Raw genomic sequence first — 18,172 nt, forward strand, 5'->3', positions numbered from 1 at the left:
CACTAATCATTTAATCTAATAGTCAACTTAAAAAATACCATCGAAACGTAAGCGAGTCAATTTTGCATTTTTAAAAAGAAATAGTATTATAAAAGTGGCTTTGTTAGCACCATTCTAAATGAGAGGGAGCTTTTATATGATGGTAAACGGCAAAAAAAGAGCAAGATCGTATTCATTAACACAGAAAATTAACGTCATGCGAGCCAGTGTTATGGGGGCCAATGATGGGATTTTATCTGTTGCTGGGATTGTCATTGGAGTGGCTGGTGCTACAACAAATAGTTTTTCGATTTTTATTTCAGGAATTGCAGGGATGATCGCTGGCACCGTGTCAATGGCGATGGGTGAATATGTTTCTGTGAATACCCAGCGAGATTCTCAGCAGCATACGGTTCAATTAGAGAAAGAAGCGCTAGAAAAGCATCGAGCAGAGGAATTTGCGTTTGTAAAACAAAAAATTATGAATGCAAACGTATCCGAGACCTTAGCACAAAAAGCCACAGAAGAGATGATGGAAAAAGATAGTTTGACCACGGTTGTCCGGGAAAAATACGGCATCGATATCCATAATTATACTAATCCATACTATGCAGCGTTAGCTTCGATGATCGCTTTTCCGACAGGTTCATTACTTCCTTTACTGGCGATCACATTTATCCCGACCGATTATAAAATCATACTGACTGTGTGTGCAGTTGTAATTGCACTTGCCATAACAGGTTATCTTGCGGCAATGCTTGGAAAAGCGATTCGTTACAAGAGTGTGATACGAAATGTTATTTCCGGATTAATCACAATGATTGTGACTTATCTGATTGGTAGTTTATTTGCGTGACGGGGGGATAAACAATGAAAAAACGAAAAAATATGGATAACTGGTTAAACACCCTACGTGCGGGAGTTCTTGGGGCAAATGATGGAATTTTAACTGTTGTAGGCGTCTTGTTTAGTGTGGCTGCTGCAACAACAAATTCATTCACAATTTTTATAGCGGGTTTGTCAGATTTATTGGCGTGCGCTTTTTCCATGTCCGCGGGGGAATATGCATCAGTCAGTTCGCAAAGAGATACTGAAAAATCGGTAGTTGGACAAGAGCGCTTAATTTTGGAAACGCAACCTGAGGACGAAAAGGATCGCGTCGCAAGATTTTATGAGGTGAAGGGGGTTCATGTGGATACTGCCAAAGCAATTGCGGATGAGTTATTGACAAAAAAAGATCAGGCACTATCTACAGTGGTAAGTATTAAATATAATCTGGATCTCGATAACTATTTGAATCCATGGCAAGCTGCCGTCGCCTCACTAATTTCAGCGGCATCTGGTGGTATCTTTCCTTTAGTTGCAATGACATTTGCCCCAGCAGGCTATCAGTTAGCTGCGACGATCATCGCAGTTTTGTTAGCAGTATCTTTAACAGGATATTTAAGTGCAAGGCTAGGAAATGGTATTCCAAAGAAGGCCATGATCCGAAATATTATTGTTGGGATTATCACGATGTTCATTCATTACTACGTGGGTAAACTTTTTTGATAATGAAGCAGGTTGGAAGGGATAACGATCGTTTAACGATTGCTATCTTTTTTATTATATAACCGTTTATTTATTTTAGGGAATCCTAAAAAATATATTTACAATACCTGCTATTGATCTATAATGAACTTGAAAAGGGGGAATTTTTGATGTTAGAAAATATGGGGAATGGAAAAAAACACGGGTTATTGTTTTATGCGAATGGACCCAGTTTGGAGGAGATAAATAGTACGGTACCAGTTCCTAAAGATGGTGGATTTTTTAAGAAGTTAATGGCTTTCTCGGGTCCGGGTGCTTTGGTAGCAGTTGGGTATATGGATCCCGGTAATTGGGTTACATCAATTGGTGGGGGTGCGCAGTTTGGATACTTGCTCATGTCTGTGATCTTGCTTTCAAGTTTAATCGCGATGTTATTACAATATATGGCGTCTAAACTGGGAATTGTGACACAGATGGATTTGGCACAAGCCACACGAGCGCATACTGGAAAAGTTCTGGGAATCATTTTGTGGTTGACTACTGAGGCCGCAATCTGTGCGACAGATATTGCTGAAGTTATTGGCGGTGCGATTGCGTTAGAATTACTTTTTAAAATTCCACTAGTTATTGGAGTTGGTCTGACCGTTTTCGATGTTTTGTTATTATTGCTCTTAACAAAATTAGGATTTCGAAAAATTGAAGCCATTGTGGTGACTTTGATTGTTGTCATTCTGGCGGTGTTTGCGTATGAAGTCGGTGTGTCTAATCCAAACTGGGCAGCAATGTTTGGTGGATTTATACCGAAAGCACAAATTATTCATCCAGGTGAATTAACAATGGCGCTTGGGATTGTCGGTGCCACGGTTATGCCACATAACTTATATTTACATTCTTCAATTTCGCAGACTCGTAAAATTGATCATAATGACGAGGATGCCGTTGCGGAAGCTGTTAAATTTTCTACATGGGACTCAAATATTCAGTTAACAGGGGCTTTTGTAATTAATTGTTTGCTTTTGGTTTTAGGTGCAGCCTTATTTTTTGGTCATGGTGAAGGACTTGGAACATTCACTTCTTTGTATAATGCACTTCAAGATAATCAGTTAGCAGGGGCAGTGGCAAGTCCGGTCCTTAGCATCTTATTTGCGGTTGCTCTTTTAGCTTCTGGACAAAACTCAACCATTACGGGGACGTTAACTGGTCAAATTGTTATGGAAGGTTTCATTCATATGAAGATGCCTTTATGGGCACGCCGGTTGATTACACGATTAATTTCTGTCATTCCAGTCTTAATTTGCACGATTCTGTATGGCGGGAAAGAAAGTGCCCTCGACAGTTTATTGGTCAACTCACAGGTATTTTTGTCTGTTGCGTTACCGATCTCAATGATTCCATTAACAATTTTCACTTCTTCAAAAAAGATTATGGGTAACCGGTTCGTTAATAAGATGTGGATTACTGTCCTTGCATGGTTGTGTACAATTGTTTTAACGATTTTAAACATTCAAATTGTTTGGCAGTCTCTGTCATCACTTTAAAATTGGGGGGATTTTATGAATCCGAGAGAATTTAAAAAGATTTTAGTTGGTGTGGACGATTCGGAAGACGCACAATTAGCTTTCCGATATGCAATGAATCGGGCTAAAAATGATCATGCAAGTTTGGCAATTGTTTCTGTCCTGGAGCCCGCGGATATGAATGTATACGAGGCTCTAAGCAAGGAATATGTAGATCTTCAGCGAAAAAGAATAAAGCAACACCTTGCAAAATATAAAAAAGTTGCCGAAAGATTTGGTATAAAAGAGGTCACAAGTTTTGTAGCGGATGGCAACCCGGGGAAAGTTATCGTGGAACGCGTGATCCCAGATGTTGACCCTGATTTATTGGTAATTGGCGCACAAGCCAAGTCTGGAATTGAAAAGCATTTTGGCAGTCAGGCCGCTTATATGGCTAAATATTCGCCAGTTTCAGTTTTAGTTGTTCGATGAAATCTGAATTAGAAATAAAGGGGTCTCTGTCAAATCGTATTGGTGGAGATTTTGAACGGCACATTCACTTCGGTGAATGTGCTTTTTGTTTACTCATGAATTAAACTAATCCGGATAAAGAAGTTGTCAATATTTCGAAAACCAAAACAGTTACGCTTTAATGCCTTGATTTTACGATTAAGTCCTTCAATTGGACCGTTGGAAAATTGATAACGACAACTGTTTAGAAGGGCTGAACCATTTTTGATAAACGTGTTGATCGTTATGTCCATTTGATTACTAGTGGGTTGGTAGTTAGTAAGTAAGGATTGGAACGCATTAGCATCCTTTTGGTGTATGGCACTTAAGATACCTTGATAGGTTTGATACACAGATCTAAATCTGGGAAAAGCGTCTAGAGCTAAATCAATGGCGTTTTGTTGCGTCATATACTCGTTAATTCCGCGTAAATAAACAGCCTTAGAATCATTAACTTTTATTTCATCAAGATGAAATAAACGCCATTGAGATTTTAAAATATGATAAATTCGTGAATGCTTATCTTGGATAGTACGAATGGTCTGCGTGCGTTCATTATCTAAGGCACGCCCAGCCAGTTGAATAATATGGAAACGATCGATAATCGTGGCCGCATTGGGAAATAAGTGATGAATGAAGCTGCCATATTCAGCATTCATGTCAATCGTCACTGATTGAACTTGGGCACGTTCTTGAACCGAAAAACGAGCTTCAAAGTAGTCAATGATATCTTTACTTAGCCGATCTTTTAAAGTAACAATTCGGCGATGACTAACGGCATCGCAACAACTAAAGGACATCCAGTGATTACAGGAACGAAATTCATCAAAGCAAAGATTCTCTGGGAGATGTTTAACACGATAGGCTAAGTGAATATTGGCATTTAGGATTCGTTGAACACTGCTTGGCGAAATTCCACAAAGTTTAGTAATTTCTTTACTCGTCAACATATCGCGTGCCAAAACGATCACTTGATGTTTGATATTATGTGTGAAAGTTTCGTTACGATTAACCAACTTAGTTTTAGCATCACAGGTTTTTGAACAATCTTTACATTGGTATCTTTGACGTTTTAAATGCATTTCGTAACGACCACCGGATAAGGTTCCTAAACGCAGGTGACTCATGTGAGTTCCGTTTTTAATTAAGCTTTTATGGCCACAATGTGGGCACTTTAAAAGTTGATAAGACAAAGTTGCATGGACGACATGAATACGTTGGTTTGTGGAACACCGTTCTTTAGAAATACCAGTGACAATTAAGTTTGGGTCTGTTATTTCGAATAAGCATAAGATAGAATTAGTTAGGGACATCTGAATTTCCTCTTTTCGATTTGTTTTGGCGATTAAATCGTAGCACAAAGAGGACAGATGTCCTTTTTTATTTTTCTGATTTTCAAAACAGACAAAAAACCGGTATTAGTTATTCACCAATACCAGAAAGTGTAGACCCAAATAAAGTTCATTCACGCCGAATGAACTTTATTTTTTTGTATTTGAGAATTTGGATAAAAATGCTTGCTTCTTGCAAGAAAAGTGAGTAAACTAAATTCAACTACTTACGAAAAGTAAGCACACGAATCCAGATTAACTACTAAAGGGAGAACAAACATGACAAAAATGAAAGCAGGACAAGCCTTAGCGAAAGTATTAGAAAGCTGGCAAGTAGACCATATCTACGGAATTACAGCTGATTCTATCAATAATACTGTGGATGGTTTGTACCAAGAAAAAGATAAAATTAAATATATTCAGGTTCGCCATGAAGAGGTGGGGGCCTTGGCAGCTTCTGCAGATGCAAAACTAACTGGCAAAATTGGAGTTAGTTTTGGTTCAGCTGGACCCGGAGCCACTCATTTATTTAATGGCTTATATGATGCGAAAATGGATCATGCGCCAGTCTTGGCAATTGTGGGTCAGTCAGCAACAGGCGTCATGAATACCTCATTTTTCCAAGAGATGAATCAAGATTCAATGTTTGTGGATGTCTCAGTTTTTCATGAACAAGTGGTCAGCGCCCAACAAATTCCTTATGTGGTTGATCAAGCAATTCGGGCAGCGTACGCTCATAAAGGCCCAGCAGTTGTAATTATTCCAGATGACTTATCTGGCCAAGATATCGACTTTGCTGAATTCAAAACGGCCCCAATTTACAAAGAACAAATGCAAACTAAATTTGACGAAGCAACGATTGATAAAGTTGTCGCAGCTATTCAAAACGCGAAACATCCGATTATGTGGGCCGGAGTTGGTCTGAAAGGGGCAACAAAAGAATTAGTTGCAGTTTCTGAAAAATACAGTTTGCCAGTCTTGTCAACGGTGCCGGCAACCGGTGTAATGCCAACTGATCATCCTAACTTTATGGGCTCTCGTGGACGTTTAGGGACTAAACCTGGATTTGAAACTTCTCAGATGGCAGATTTAGTTATCTCAGTCGGAACTAACTATCCATTCTTACGTTTCTTACCAGATGGCGTGAAAGTGATTCAAGTAAACAACAATGCGGCAGATATCGGTAAGCAGCGTGATGTAGATTTAGCAATTTTAGGCGATGGAAAAGGTTTCTTAGAAGAATTACTTAATCGCAAGGTGACTATTGCACCAACTAAATTCTTGAAGGCCGCTCGTTTGGATAAACAAAACTGGGACAAGTGGTTGGATACGTTGGCAGATGACGATTCTGAAGGGTTGCCTGCAGAAGCTGTCATGAGAACCATCAAACAACATGCTGATGATAATGCTATTTTTGGAGCGGACGTTGGTAATAATACTGAATGGGCCGTTCGTCAACTCCCATTAAATAAGAATCAGAAATTTACGCTATCTTCGTGGTTTGCCACCATGGGTTACGGATTGCCATCTGGATTAGCCGGTAAATTAAGTTTTCCAGATCGTCAAGTGTTCACAATTTCTGGTGATGGTGGCTACGCGATGGTCATGCAAGATTTGTTGACCGAAGTGAAATACCAAGTACCCGTAGTGAATGTTGTTTTGGAAAATAAAGTCTTTGGATTTATTCAGCATGAAAAACTTGCAGCTAAACAAGCACCATACGGTATCGATTTGTTGGGTGCTAACTGGGCCGGCATTGCTGAAAATATGGGTGCCATTGGCTTTACAGTGACTGATCAGAAATCATTGAGCGAAACGTTCAATAAGATTGATGAATTGCAAAAAAACGGTAATACGAAGCCAATTGTTGTGGATGCCAAAATTAAAAATGTGGATCCGGTTGACACTTCGTTTATGCCATTAGATCCAGATCAGTTTGATCAAGCAACGATTGATGGATTTAAGAAAACTTATAATATATTTGGACAACCTGCTTTGTCTGAAATTTTGAAAGATATGTAGAAATATGCAAAAGACTCCAAAGAAAATTATTTTCTTTGGAGTCTTTTTCTGAAGTTTTACAAAAGAAAGAGGATACCTTTAAGAAGACTCAAGCAAAATGGTATAATTCTAAGCAAAGGAACATCAATGTTAATAAAGAGGTAATTTAATTATGAAACTAATTTCTTGGAACGTAAATGGCATTCGGGCCGCTGTGACCCATGATTTTATGACATCATTCAAGGCACTTGATGCTGATATTTTTTGTATTCAAGAAACAAAAATGCAAGAGGGTCAACTGGAGTTAGATTTGCCGGGCTATTATCAATACTGGAACTATGCGGATCGCAAGGGTTATTCAGGGACCGCTATTTTTACCAAAACAAAACCACTTAGTGTGAAATACGGTATGGATGTTGATGTGCATGACCACGAAGGCCGTTTAATTACCTTAGAATATCCAGATTTTTATATGATCACTAGCTATACACCAAATTCACAAACAAAATTAAAACGGTTGGATTATCGAATGACTTGGGATGATGCCTTTCGATTGTACGTTGAAAAGCTTGCCCAAACTAAGTCCGTCATTTTTTGTGGGGATTTAAATGTCGCTCATAAACCGATTGATATTAAAAATGATAAAACAAATCATCATAATGCTGGTTTTACAGATGAGGAACGCGAAAAATTTACCCGGTTATTAAATGCCGGATTCACGGACACATTTCGTTACTTCTATCCTGACAAGGCTGATATTTATTCGTGGTGGAGTTACCGATTCCATGCCCGTGATAATAATGCCGGATGGCGGATTGATTATTTCGTGGCTTCAAACGATTTACAAACCAAGTTACAGGATGCCAAGATTCATAACGAAATTTTTGGATCTGATCACTGTCCGGTTGAACTCGACATTGCATTACCATAGTTGGAGGAAATAAAATGGCTTTACCAAAACTGATTACGGATTACTCTGAACAAGAGGCAAGTGACGCCGCTCAACAGCTACGAGAAACTTTAAATCGATGGAGTTCAGATTATTACACAAAAGATAATCCTGAAGTTGAAGATCACGTTTATGACGAAAAATACCGTGACTTACAGGATCTAGAAGCAGCCTTTCCTTCTATCGTGACGCCGGATTCGATCACTCAACGAGTTGGTGGCGAAGTGCTTAGTGGGTTTACCAAGGTCCGACATGATATTCCTATGTTATCAATGGGGGATGTTTTTTCTAAAGAGGAACTTGTTGAGTTTGATAATCGAATCCAAAAAAACGTTGGGTATGCGGTCCCTTACAACGTGGAATTGAAAATTGATGGGTTGGCAATCTCGTTAGTTTATGAAAATGGCCAATTAATTCAAGGCTCTACGCGTGGTGACGGAACGATTGGTGAAGATATTACAAAAAATTTGAAAACAATCACTTCAATTCCACAAACACTTACCAAGCCAGTATCGATTGAGGTTCGTGGTGAATGTTACATGCCAAAGCAGGCCTTCGCAGATTTAAATAAGCAGCAAGAGGAACGTGGTGAAGCTGTTTTTGCGAACCCACGAAATGCAGCCGCCGGTAGTTTAAGACAGTTAGATACGAAGGTAACCAAAGCACGTAATTTGGATACTTTCATATATACGATCAGTACCTTTGATAATTTGCAGGTGACAACGCAGCATGATGCTATCAATGTTTTAGCAGAACTTGGATTTAATACAAATCCAACTCAGCGCGTTTGTCAGAATCTTGATGAAGTTTGGCAATTTATTGATGACTATCAGGATCAACGTGATCAATTAGCTTACGGAATTGATGGAATTGTGCTGAAAGTGAACGATTTGGATTTACAAACTCAGCTGGGACATACTGTTAAAGTACCTCGTTGGGAAATTGCGTATAAGTTTCCACCTGAAGAGGCTTTAACTGTCATTCGTCAGATTGAGTGGACTGTAGGCAGAACTGGTGTTGTGACGCCCACTGCCATCATGGACCCTGTCCAATTAGCCGGATCCACAGTGGCTCGGGCAACGCTTAATAATGTTGACCAGATTGCTGCTAAGGGTGTGCGGATTGGTGACACAGTCAAGTTACATAAAGCCGGAGATATTATTCCAGAAATTACAGAAGTGATTTTGGACAAACGAACGGCTGATAGTCAGCCATTACAGATTCCAACGAAATGCCCTTCTTGTGAGCGTGATTTGGTTCATTTAGATGGTGAAGTGGCATTACGCTGCATTAACCCAGATTGTCCAGCGCAGATGGTGGCTCGGTTAGAACACTTTGGGTCCCGAAATGCGATGAACATTAATGGCTTAGGGCCGCGTTTGATTCAAGTCTTTTTTGATCATAAGTTGGTACGCAGTTTTGCTGATTTGTATTCATTAGACCCTGATGAATTGGCAAAGTTAGATAATTTCAAAGAAAAACGAATTAACAGTTTATTAGAAGCAATTTCTAATAGTCGTCAAAATTCATTAGAGCGACTAGTGAACGGCATTGGGATTCCTGGAGTTGGGACCAAAATGGCACGAATCCTGGCCGAGTATTTTTTAACCATGGACAAATTGGCACAAGCTTCAGAAGAAGAGCTTACTGAAATTAATGCGGTTGGCGGTATTTTAGCTGCTAATATTGTGACTTTTTTCCAAAGTGATGCTGCCCAGAAAACTATTGAAGATTTGGCTGCTGCTGGTGTGAACATGACGTATGATGGGCCAGTTGCTACTCAGGTTGAGGATAATTACTTTAACGGTAAAAAAATTGTTCTGACTGGAAAATTAGAGCATTATACTCGTGAAGAATTGAAAGAGAAGTTGGAAAACCTCGGCGCCAATGTCACGGGGTCTGTATCCAAAAAAACGGATCTCCTAATTGCCGGCACGGATGCCGGTAGTAAATTGGACAAAGCCCAGACACTTGGAATTGATGTGTTGAGCGAGGGTGAATTGGAAGATAAGTTTTAATTATTGAAATCTAAAGGAATATGTAATTTACCGGGCGTTTATTGACGTGTTAAAAGTAAACGACTATACTATCAAAATGTGAATTATCAAATGTCTAATATTACGAGGGGTTAAGGAAATGCATACAATGTTTCAAATAATCTCCGAACAATTCAAGAATTTTAAAATTATTCGAAGAATGGCAAAGTTTGGCGATAGAGCCACTTACCAAAGTCATTATTTAGGATTAGCTTGGGAAGTTTTGAACCCACTTATTCAGATAGGTATTTATTATTTGGTGTTTGGAGTTGCCTTAAAGCGCGGTGACCCAATGCCAGGTGTGCCTTATTTACCTTGGATGGTTGTTGGAATTACCCCTTGGTTATTTATGAATAGAAGTGTACTGGACGCTTCTAAAAGTGTGTACCAAGAAGTTGGATTAGCTTCAAAAATGAAGTTTCCAGTTAGTATTTTGCCCTCTATAAGAATCATCGGCAATTTAACCAGTTTCTGGACGATGCTTGGGTTCTCGGTTTTTTTGATGCTTGTTAATCATATTTTTCCAACGATCTCGTGGATTCAATTTATTTATTACTTTATTTGTATGATGGCACTTTTGTATGCACTCGGTATTTTTAACTCAACCGTATCAGTGCTTATTCGAGACTGGCAAATTACGCTACAATCTATTTTGAGAATGCTATTTTATATGAGTGGTGTCTTATTCAATTTCGCTACATCAAATTTTCCAACGCTCTTAATTCGAATTCTAGAACTAAATCCATTTTATTATGTGATTAATGGAATGCGAGAATCCCTGTTGAATAAGGGGTGGGTTTGGCAAGAACCAAATCTCACCATCTCAATTGTTTTTTGGATGTTCGTCTTTATTGTAATGATGGTTGGAACATTCTTGCATAACAAATTCCGTGCTAATTTCGTTGATTTGATTTAGAAAATGGAGAGAATGTAATTATGGCCGAAGAATACAAGATCAAATTAAAAAATGTAACAAAAGAATATGATCTATATAGAACTAAAAGTGAAAAGCTAAAGTCTTTTTTTAATCTTTCAAAAAGTGATAGTGTGCCACATTTTTGGTCATTAAAAGGGATCAGTTTAACCATTCATAAAGGTGAATCAGTCGGTATCATCGGTGTGAATGGTTCAGGCAAATCGACGATGTCAAATATCATCTCAGGGGTAATTCCTCAAACCACTGGGTTTGTAGATGTTCGTGGGGATACTTCAATAGTAGCTATCAGTGCAGGATTAAAAAGAAGTTTGACTGGTCTTGAAAACATTCGTTTAAAAGGCCTTATGCAGGGCTTAACTTTTAAGGAAATAGATGCCGTTCGTGATGATATTATTGAGTTTGCAGACATTGGTGATTTTATTGATCAACCTGTAAAGGACTATTCATCAGGTATGCGGTCTCGCTTGGGATTTGCCATTGCAGTGCATATTAATCCGGATATTTTGATTATTGATGAAGCATTGTCAGTTGGCGATGATACTTTTTATCAAAAATGTTTAGATAAAATCAATCAGTTTAAAACAGAAGGTAAAACAATTCTCTTTGTGAGCCACTCCTTAAAACAAGTTGAAATGTTATGCGATCGTACCGCGTGGATTCATTTTGGTGAGCTACGCATGATGGGTGATACCGAAGAAGTTGTAAATGCCTACAGAAAATTTTCGGCTGATTTTAAGAAAAAGACCAAAAAAGGCCGATCCGATTATCAGAAAGCTCAAAAACAATTGCAATTAAAGTTTGATATTAATGCCTATGAACAGCAAGTTGCTAAAGAGACCGTGGAAAAAGAGGGCTTAGAGGAGCATGAGGCTAAAAAGGCGACCCACAAGTTGTTCTACAGCGAAGTCTTGCCAAGTAAAATGACAGCTGCTAGTAAGTGGATTATTTTTGCAGCTCTTGTAGTCATGGTTTTCTTTGCGTTTGTAACGGTTTCTGGACACTCAGTAACCAAGAGTATCAGTGATCCCACTGTGTTGTTACATCCGGTATATCCTAAGACAACTGGGACTGGGCAGCAGTTTAAATAAAACTTCAAATGAAAACGTACCTGATTATTTTTTGTTTCACAAATCCTCAGTTATTTGCAGAGGATTTTTTTGTGTGGAAAAAATGTGGCTCTTTGTCAAATCCTGTTGATAGATGAATTTGGGACACTGTTAGAAGTTATGCAACTTCTAACAGTGTCTTTTTGTTTGGTTTGGTTCTCATTTGTTGTAATTTAACTCTTGAAACTAAGTGGTGATAATTTCGGAAACCGAAGGCAGTTCTTTGAATTTGCTTAATCATTCTATTGATCCCTTCAATTGGACCATTAGAATACTTTGATTCACTGGCATTGAGGACTATTTCAAGATTCTTTTTAAATGTGGTTAAAACATCTTTCATTTGCGAGCTAAGCTTATCGTTGTTATATAAATATTGAACAAGACCATCTTTGTCGTGATTTTTAAGACATATCATAATGCCTTGCATGGCGTTATAAGTATTTAACAGTCTTTCATCAACATCTAGACCTAACTGAACTCTTTCGAGTTGAGTTACTTGTTTCCTAAGGTGTCGATCGAAAAATGTTTTTTTAATCTCAAGCTCATCGAAGTGTTTTAAATAAAGTTTCCAGGAGAATTTAAGCATCCGATATTCCTTGGATTGTTTCTTGTATTCTTTCATAATTTGAACGCGACTTTGGTTAAAAGATCTAGTCATCATCGCAACAATATGAAAACGATCGACAATTATTTTGGCATTTGGAAATACCAATCTGGCGATATCTTGATAGTAACTATTAAGGTCCAGAGAAACTGTCTTTACTTGCTTTCTAGCGGTGCTGTCAAACTTATTAAAGTAATCAATAATAGTTTGTTTAAAGCGATCCGGTAGGATCTGTTGAATTTCATGATCACCATCACCGTTAATACAAAGAAAGTGGAAATCGCCGCCAACACCACGAAATTCATCCATAGATAAGTGCTCAGGTAAAGAATGATAATTTCTCCGAAATAGATCATCATAGTTGTCTAAATAGCGACAAACGGTACTGGGAGAAACACTATTGTCTAAAGCAATACTAGTCTGAGTACGATCATCCTGAAGATGCATGAATATTTTTTGTCTGGTAGCTTTGGAAATATTACAATACTTATTGACGAGGTCTGTTGTTGCCATTACCGAGTTTCCACAATTTTTACAGATTAATCGTTCTTTATGAAGTTCAAGATAGACGGGCTCACTAGCGTTGGCCGACGGATATGAAACGCGTGACACATAGTGTCCGTTATGACTAAAGTTTTCAAAACCACATTGAGGACACCTTGTATAAGTGGCTTTTACATTGGCAACATAGACTTTAGCAGGTTTTGATTTTATGAATTGATGCTTATAACTGAAAAAATAACATTTGGGTCTTTAATACTGAGTGAAAATTTTATATTATTATCTATAGGGTTCATGGTTTCTCACATCCTTTGATGATGCTGTAGTGGGTGGATTTTTTTGTGTGTGGGGACCTGTGGGCCTCTTTTTTTTTCAAAAAAATCCTGTTAATAGATTACCACATTGGTAGTTCATCAACAGGAAAAAGTATAGAGCCAAAAATGTTTACTATTCCGTAATAGTTAAGCTGTGATACAATATTTAGTATGATTGTTTTTTAGGGGGATAAATATGACTATTAGTTGGTTGAGGAATCATAAAAAACAAGTTCTATTAATTGCAACGAGTGCTTTATTCATTTTTTACGCGGGTCTTCTTTTTTATAAGCTTGCATCTGTTCCAAATTTATTTATAGATGAAGCAAATTATGCTAATGAAGTTATTAGCTTCGAACATTTTGGAACTGACATGCATGGCTTAAGGTATCCAATATATTTTTCTTCAGCATGGGGTCAAGGACAATCGATTTTATATAGTTTGATTGCACGGCCGATCATTAAATTCTTCGGTTTTAGCTTTTTGACATTTCGTTTTCCAATGGTTTTTTTGTCTTTGTTATTAATTGGATTAATTTGTGGATACGTTTTATTCATAAGCAAGAATTATTTAGCAACATTTTTAATGATGGTTATTTTTGTGACCTCTCCCGGTTGGTTTGTGATGTCAAGATGGGTACTGGATGCAAATATTGCACCTGTAGTTTTGGGACTAGGCCTAGTATCGTTATTATTTTCTTTTAGTACAAGAAAACGAATGAGTAGTTTGTTCTCTTTTTTTATTTCTGCACTGCTAGTAGGCTTATCAGCATATGGATATATCGCCACATGGCTATATTTACCGATTTTTCTGGTGGTATTAGTGAGTTATTTATACAGAAGGTCACTACTGACGTTCACTTCAATTTGCCAATATTTTGCTATTCTTTTTGTCTTGGTTTTGCCTCTGATTTATTTTGCATTCAGTATATTTATTAAACATATTACTCAGCCGGTGAAGTTTCTTTGGTTTGATATTCCACCCCTTCCTCAGAGTCGAACTTCATCGCTAATCGATTTCTCGGGGAATTTATTACACACAATGGTCCGCAACTTTTTGACTGGTTGTCAGATGTTTTATCAAGGAAGTGATGGACTTAGTCGAAACGGAACAGCACCTTTTGGAATGATTTTTCCATGGCTCTTGGTTATATTTACTACAATTGCATTCCTTGCGAATAAACGTCTATTACCAGAAAAACTGATGCTTTTAAAAAATGTTTGTGTAATTGCTTTAGTGACTTTTATTCCAGTTGCCCTGATTACAACGCCTAACTATACTCACTGGAATTTAGTGGCTGTGCCTTTGATTATTTTATGTGGATTGGGAACGTATGTTGTAGTGAAAAACTTACCAGGATATGTTTGGTTAGTTTTATTGCTTTTAACAGTATTACTGCCAATGACTAATTTTGTTCATCAATATTTTCAACCGAATTCCTCTTATCGAACAGGCAACATTAGACAGTTCTCAATGCAAAATACTAAAAAAATCAATCAATTCATGGAAAATAAAATAAAAAGTCGGTTGTTTACGGATCCCGTTTCTAGAAACTTTGCCTACTTTAGGGTTTACCAAAAACCAATAAATCATAAACAATATTTAAATTTACAGGAGAAGAAGCCGGAATTTTCAGACAGAATGGGTCCTATAAAAAGATATGGATATCTCAGAAATATAACAGAACTTAATTCTGAATATCGCGCTAAATATGATTATATTCTGACCATAAGTAAAGAAGACGCAATGCGTATTGAAAAACGATATGGCATACGTTTAAAACCTGTAAAAAATTTCCATGATGGTAAGTTAACTTATGTTCTAAATAAATTATCGGATAAATAATATTGATAATGGTAAATAAAGAGGAACAGCCTATCATGACTGTTCCTCTTTATTAGTAAGATTAGTACTTTTTAGAATCTTTAAAGGGTACAAATACTAAGTTATGTGCATCGGGTAACATATGCATACGTTCCATATAGATCTTATGCTGAAATCGCGTTTGATTAGGGGAAGTATCCCACGTATATTGTTGAAATGGCAGTCTAGAGACATGGACTGTTTTATGTCCATCATGCAGTTGCTGATTGATACTAGCGTTACGTGCGTGATTGACATACCCGTTTGCTGACATAACGCCAAGCAAAAAAATCATTGAAAAACTACCAAATACTGTCAACACTAGTTTGGATATGTTTATGTTATGAACCTCTTTCTCTGAGGTAAATACGTAATTTACAAGTTCAAGTGTTGCCAGTATCATAAAACAAATAGTTGCGAAGGCACACCGTGGACCGTAAGGAGTTATGACTGCAAAGGGAGCAGATAAGACTAAAGCTGAAAGAATGTAGAAAAATAGTTTCCATCGAATTAAATCACTACTTATGAAAATTAGTGATAGACAAAGTGATACAACAAAAATGATACTAAGAATTGCCAGAATGTTTGATACTTTCATAGGATCAAAATTGGTCGAAGGAAGTAAATTACGAATAAACGCGGAAAAGAATGAATAGCCAAATAGAATAAAAGTTAATAAGGCTTTATAAATAATGCCAAATAAATTGGATCGTTTTTTCCAAAGGCAAACAATCAGACAAACACTGATGATGAGCAAAATAATGCCATTTTCTTGGAAGACATATTTATACATAGCAGTTGTATATATCTGAGAAACCTTCATCCACATTCCGGAACCAAACGACACGTGTCTAAAGTTATTATTTCCTGAAAGTGCAGAGATATAAATTGGATTGCTGAACATGATAACGGCACCTAAAATGGTACCTAGAGTATAAGCCAAGGCTCCTGATAATTTGGATTTGTTTTTCTTGAAAAAATAAATTAATGTGCCAATTGCTAGTAACACAGAATAGATCGTTACATTTTCGATGATTAAACTTGCGATTAGTCCTGTTAAGAATAAACTAACTAAGCTAATAGTACTGGTCTTCTCAGAAGTTGTTTTGCGTGTGATTATCCAATAAATGAAGAAAAAAATCGGAAGCATTCCAAAAATATAATTAATAAAGCCTGCGAACCAGCCAAAAGTTTGTGAATATACTTGAGTGGAGATTGTTAAGTAAAGTCCAGTGGTAAACAGGTACTGGCAGAATTTACTTGGTTGCTTGTTAAAAATAATTTTAGTGGTTAATTCAATCAAAGTAGTACTAAAAGTGGCGTATAAAAGTACACGAATTAAAAAGGAACGTGTAATGATTATTTCTAACACATTGCTAACTAGTCGTCCGTTATAACCAATGAAACCAGTTGCAAGCCGGCGTAAGCCAATGGCAGAGGACCACGTCCAATCGTCACCACTTAGAGGAGTTACTGCCGCTAAAAGTAGAAAGAAAATAAATAGTAATGTTATGATGTAACCTGTGTGATGTTTTTGAAATTTTGAATTAATACTGACTTCTGACATGATTTATTCATCCTCCCCACAAATTTGCAGATAAATATTTACTAAATAAGTAAAGCACAATATAATTATAGTTGTTATTTCTTAAAAAGAGGTAAGCATATTAAAGTATAACAAAGAATGTCTGAAATATAAAAAAATTCTAAGCCTTAAAAAATGGGAGAACTACCTATGAGAATTATCAGTTCATTAATGGATCAATTAAAAGACTTTATTAGAAGATTACGAACGTTTATTATTAGGAACATCATGAAAATTAATTTTAGGCCATATTTCAAACCGACAATTGTTTTTGAAAGTTTTGGTGGACGACAGGTTAGTGATTCACCTTATGCAATTTATGAGCAATTGAAAGATAATCCAAAAGTGAACTGTATTTGGTCCATAAAACTAGATCAAAAACATTATTGTGAGCAACATCATATTCCGTATGCCATTAGACGGAGTCTAAAATGGGTCCTGGCCATGGAAAAAGCACGTGCTTGGGTTATTAATACACGGGTTCCTAAATGGATTAGAAAACCTGAATTCACATACTATGTACAGACCTGGCATGGAACACCTTTAAAAAAATTGGGTTTGGACATTAAAAATGTGACAATGCCCAATACTACAACTGAAAAGTATCATCAAAATTTTGTGTTAGAAACTCATAGATGGGATGCACTTGTCTCGGCAAATGACTATTCAAACAAAATTTTTAAGAGTGCGTTCAACTATCAACAAAAATTTTTAGAAGTGGGATATCCTCGCAATGATAAACTAATTAATTCAAATGCAGATGATATTATGAAGTTAAAGATGAAATTAGGTATTCCTTTAGAAAAAAAAGTAGTCATGTACGCACCTACATACCGCGACAATTCGTTTGCTGAGAAAGGCAAGTATTTGTTTCAAATGCCGTTTTCAATTGATAAATTGTTGGAGAAGATTGGTGAAGATACAGTTTTAATTTTGCGGATGCATTATTTAATTGTGGGTCAACTTGATTTGAGTAAATATAATGACAAGGTTTTGGATTTTTCGCAATATCATGATATTTCTGATTTATATTTAGTTTCCGATTTATTAATTACAGATTATTCTTCAGTATTCTTTGATTATGCATATTTAAAACGGCCAATTATTTTTTTCCCTTATGATTACAATGAGTATAAAGATGAATTACGCGGTTTCTATTTAAATTATGAAAAAGATCTTCCTGGAGAAATTGCTTGGAATGAGGATCAACTGCTAGCATTGACTAAAAAAGAATTATGGCAGAAAAAAATTACATCTAACAAATTGGAAGAGTTTTACCAGAAATTTTGCAGCCTGCATTCTGGTAAAAGCGCAGAGTACGTAGCAAAAGATATTCTAAAAGTAATTTCTTAACAAATATAACCTTAATTATGACGTATACTTAGATTAATATGGAAGAGTTGCATAAAAATAAAGTTAGTCTATGTTC

The 18,172-nt window shown here is 36.8% G+C and carries 13 protein-coding genes and 1 pseudogene; 11 read left to right on the plus strand and 3 right to left on the minus strand.

Annotated features, from left to right (window positions below; translation table 11 throughout):
• Positions 1 to 139: 139 nt before the first annotated feature.
• From ACLHK8_RS08185 to ACLHK8_RS08200, 4 genes are all read left to right on the plus strand, one after another.
• The gene (locus ACLHK8_RS08185) at positions 140 to 835 is read left to right on the plus strand and encodes a VIT1/CCC1 transporter family protein (protein ID WP_082854889.1); all 696 of its coding nucleotides are present in this window, start codon (positions 140 to 142) and stop codon (positions 833 to 835) included.
• Between the two features lie 14 nt (positions 836 to 849).
• The gene (locus ACLHK8_RS08190) at positions 850 to 1,530 is read left to right on the plus strand and encodes a VIT1/CCC1 transporter family protein (protein ID WP_057772726.1); all 681 of its coding nucleotides are present in this window, start codon (positions 850 to 852) and stop codon (positions 1,528 to 1,530) included.
• A 161-nt stretch (positions 1,531 to 1,691) separates the two neighbouring features.
• A complete protein-coding gene (locus tag ACLHK8_RS08195; RefSeq protein WP_057772754.1) occupies positions 1,692 to 3,047 on the plus strand; it encodes an Nramp family divalent metal transporter in 1,356 nt (451 codons plus the stop codon).
• Between the two features lie 15 nt (positions 3,048 to 3,062).
• On the plus strand, positions 3,063 to 3,497 hold the full coding sequence (locus ACLHK8_RS08200; protein WP_057772728.1) for a universal stress protein: 435 nt from the start codon (positions 3,063 to 3,065) through the stop codon (positions 3,495 to 3,497).
• An 89-nt stretch (positions 3,498 to 3,586) separates the two neighbouring features.
• Here the strand turns inward: ACLHK8_RS08200 and ACLHK8_RS08205 are convergent, their stop codons facing one another.
• Complete coding sequence (locus tag ACLHK8_RS08205) at positions 3,587 to 4,876, minus strand: ISL3 family transposase (RefSeq protein WP_320531988.1); 1,290 nt, start codon at positions 4,874 to 4,876, stop codon at positions 3,587 to 3,589.
• A 249-nt stretch (positions 4,877 to 5,125) separates the two neighbouring features.
• On the opposite strand from ACLHK8_RS08205, the gene ACLHK8_RS08210 reads away from it, so the two are divergent.
• The 5 genes from ACLHK8_RS08210 (at position 5,126) to ACLHK8_RS08230 (ending at position 11,857) form a co-directional block, all read left to right on the plus strand.
• On the plus strand, positions 5,126 to 6,868 hold the full coding sequence (locus ACLHK8_RS08210) for a thiamine pyrophosphate-dependent enzyme (RefSeq protein WP_063698481.1): 1,743 nt from the start codon (positions 5,126 to 5,128) through the stop codon (positions 6,866 to 6,868).
• A 151-nt stretch (positions 6,869 to 7,019) separates the two neighbouring features.
• Positions 7,020 to 7,778 carry an exodeoxyribonuclease III gene (locus tag ACLHK8_RS08215; protein ID WP_063698479.1) on the plus strand — a complete coding sequence of 253 codons (759 nt, stop codon included), beginning with the start codon at positions 7,020 to 7,022 and terminating at the stop codon, positions 7,776 to 7,778.
• Between the two features lie 14 nt (positions 7,779 to 7,792).
• Entirely contained in the window at positions 7,793 to 9,814 is a 2,022-nt protein-coding gene (gene ligA, locus ACLHK8_RS08220) for an NAD-dependent DNA ligase LigA (RefSeq protein WP_063698476.1), read from the plus strand.
• Positions 9,815 to 9,932: 118 nt separating this feature from the next.
• Complete coding sequence (locus ACLHK8_RS08225) at positions 9,933 to 10,748, plus strand: ABC transporter permease (RefSeq protein WP_063698474.1); 816 nt, start codon at positions 9,933 to 9,935, stop codon at positions 10,746 to 10,748.
• 20 nt (positions 10,749 to 10,768) lie between these two features.
• Positions 10,769 to 11,857 carry an ABC transporter ATP-binding protein gene (locus ACLHK8_RS08230; protein WP_063698472.1) on the plus strand — a complete coding sequence of 363 codons (1,089 nt, stop codon included), beginning with the start codon at positions 10,769 to 10,771 and terminating at the stop codon, positions 11,855 to 11,857.
• A 136-nt stretch (positions 11,858 to 11,993) separates the two neighbouring features.
• Here the strand turns inward: ACLHK8_RS08230 and ACLHK8_RS08235 are convergent.
• Positions 11,994 to 13,276 (minus strand): annotated as a pseudogene (locus tag ACLHK8_RS08235) (ISL3 family transposase).
• Between the two features lie 214 nt (positions 13,277 to 13,490).
• Here ACLHK8_RS08235 and ACLHK8_RS08240 point away from each other — a divergent pair.
• The gene (locus tag ACLHK8_RS08240; protein ID WP_434520294.1) at positions 13,491 to 15,140 is read left to right on the plus strand and encodes a hypothetical protein; all 1,650 of its coding nucleotides are present in this window, start codon (positions 13,491 to 13,493) and stop codon (positions 15,138 to 15,140) included.
• Positions 15,141 to 15,201: 61 nt separating this feature from the next.
• On the opposite strand, the gene ACLHK8_RS08245 is transcribed toward ACLHK8_RS08240, so the two are convergent.
• Entirely contained in the window at positions 15,202 to 16,725 is a 1,524-nt protein-coding gene (locus ACLHK8_RS08245; protein ID WP_063698062.1) for a DUF6056 family protein, read from the minus strand.
• Positions 16,726 to 16,893: 168 nt separating this feature from the next.
• On the opposite strand from ACLHK8_RS08245, the gene ACLHK8_RS08250 reads away from it, so the two are divergent.
• A complete protein-coding gene (locus ACLHK8_RS08250) occupies positions 16,894 to 18,096 on the plus strand; it encodes a CDP-glycerol glycerophosphotransferase family protein (RefSeq protein WP_434520295.1) in 1,203 nt (400 codons plus the stop codon).
• Positions 18,097 to 18,172 lie beyond the last annotated feature (76 nt).

This window comes from Pediococcus sp. M21F004 (assembly GCF_051122535.1).
Classification (GTDB): domain Bacteria; phylum Bacillota; class Bacilli; order Lactobacillales; family Lactobacillaceae; genus Pediococcus; species Pediococcus inopinatus.

Bases quoted from the DNA above. Each gene is read 5' to 3' on its own strand.
- ACLHK8_RS08245 (WP_063698062.1), bottom strand. From the start codon at position 16,725: ATGTCAGAAGTCAGTATTAATTCAAAATTTCAAAAACATCACACAGGT.
- ACLHK8_RS08210 (WP_063698481.1), top strand. From the start codon at position 5,126: ATGACAAAAATGAAAGCAGGACAAGCCTTAGCGAAAGTATTAGAAAGC.
- ACLHK8_RS08195 (WP_057772754.1), top strand. From the start codon at position 1,692: ATGGGGAATGGAAAAAAACACGGGTTATTGTTTTATGCGAATGGACCC.
- ACLHK8_RS08250 (WP_434520295.1), top strand. From the start codon at position 16,894: ATGAGAATTATCAGTTCATTAATGGATCAATTAAAAGACTTTATTAGA.
- ACLHK8_RS08230 (WP_063698472.1), top strand. From the start codon at position 10,769: ATGGCCGAAGAATACAAGATCAAATTAAAAAATGTAACAAAAGAATAT.
- ACLHK8_RS08240 (WP_434520294.1), top strand. From the start codon at position 13,491: ATGACTATTAGTTGGTTGAGGAATCATAAAAAACAAGTTCTATTAATT.
- ACLHK8_RS08215 (WP_063698479.1), top strand. From the start codon at position 7,020: ATGAAACTAATTTCTTGGAACGTAAATGGCATTCGGGCCGCTGTGACC.
- ACLHK8_RS08185 (WP_082854889.1), top strand. From the start codon at position 140: ATGGTAAACGGCAAAAAAAGAGCAAGATCGTATTCATTAACACAGAAA.
- ACLHK8_RS08200 (WP_057772728.1), top strand. From the start codon at position 3,063: ATGAATCCGAGAGAATTTAAAAAGATTTTAGTTGGTGTGGACGATTCG.
- ACLHK8_RS08225 (WP_063698474.1), top strand. From the start codon at position 9,933: ATGCATACAATGTTTCAAATAATCTCCGAACAATTCAAGAATTTTAAA.
- ligA (WP_063698476.1), top strand. From the start codon at position 7,793: ATGGCTTTACCAAAACTGATTACGGATTACTCTGAACAAGAGGCAAGT.
- ACLHK8_RS08190 (WP_057772726.1), top strand. From the start codon at position 850: ATGAAAAAACGAAAAAATATGGATAACTGGTTAAACACCCTACGTGCG.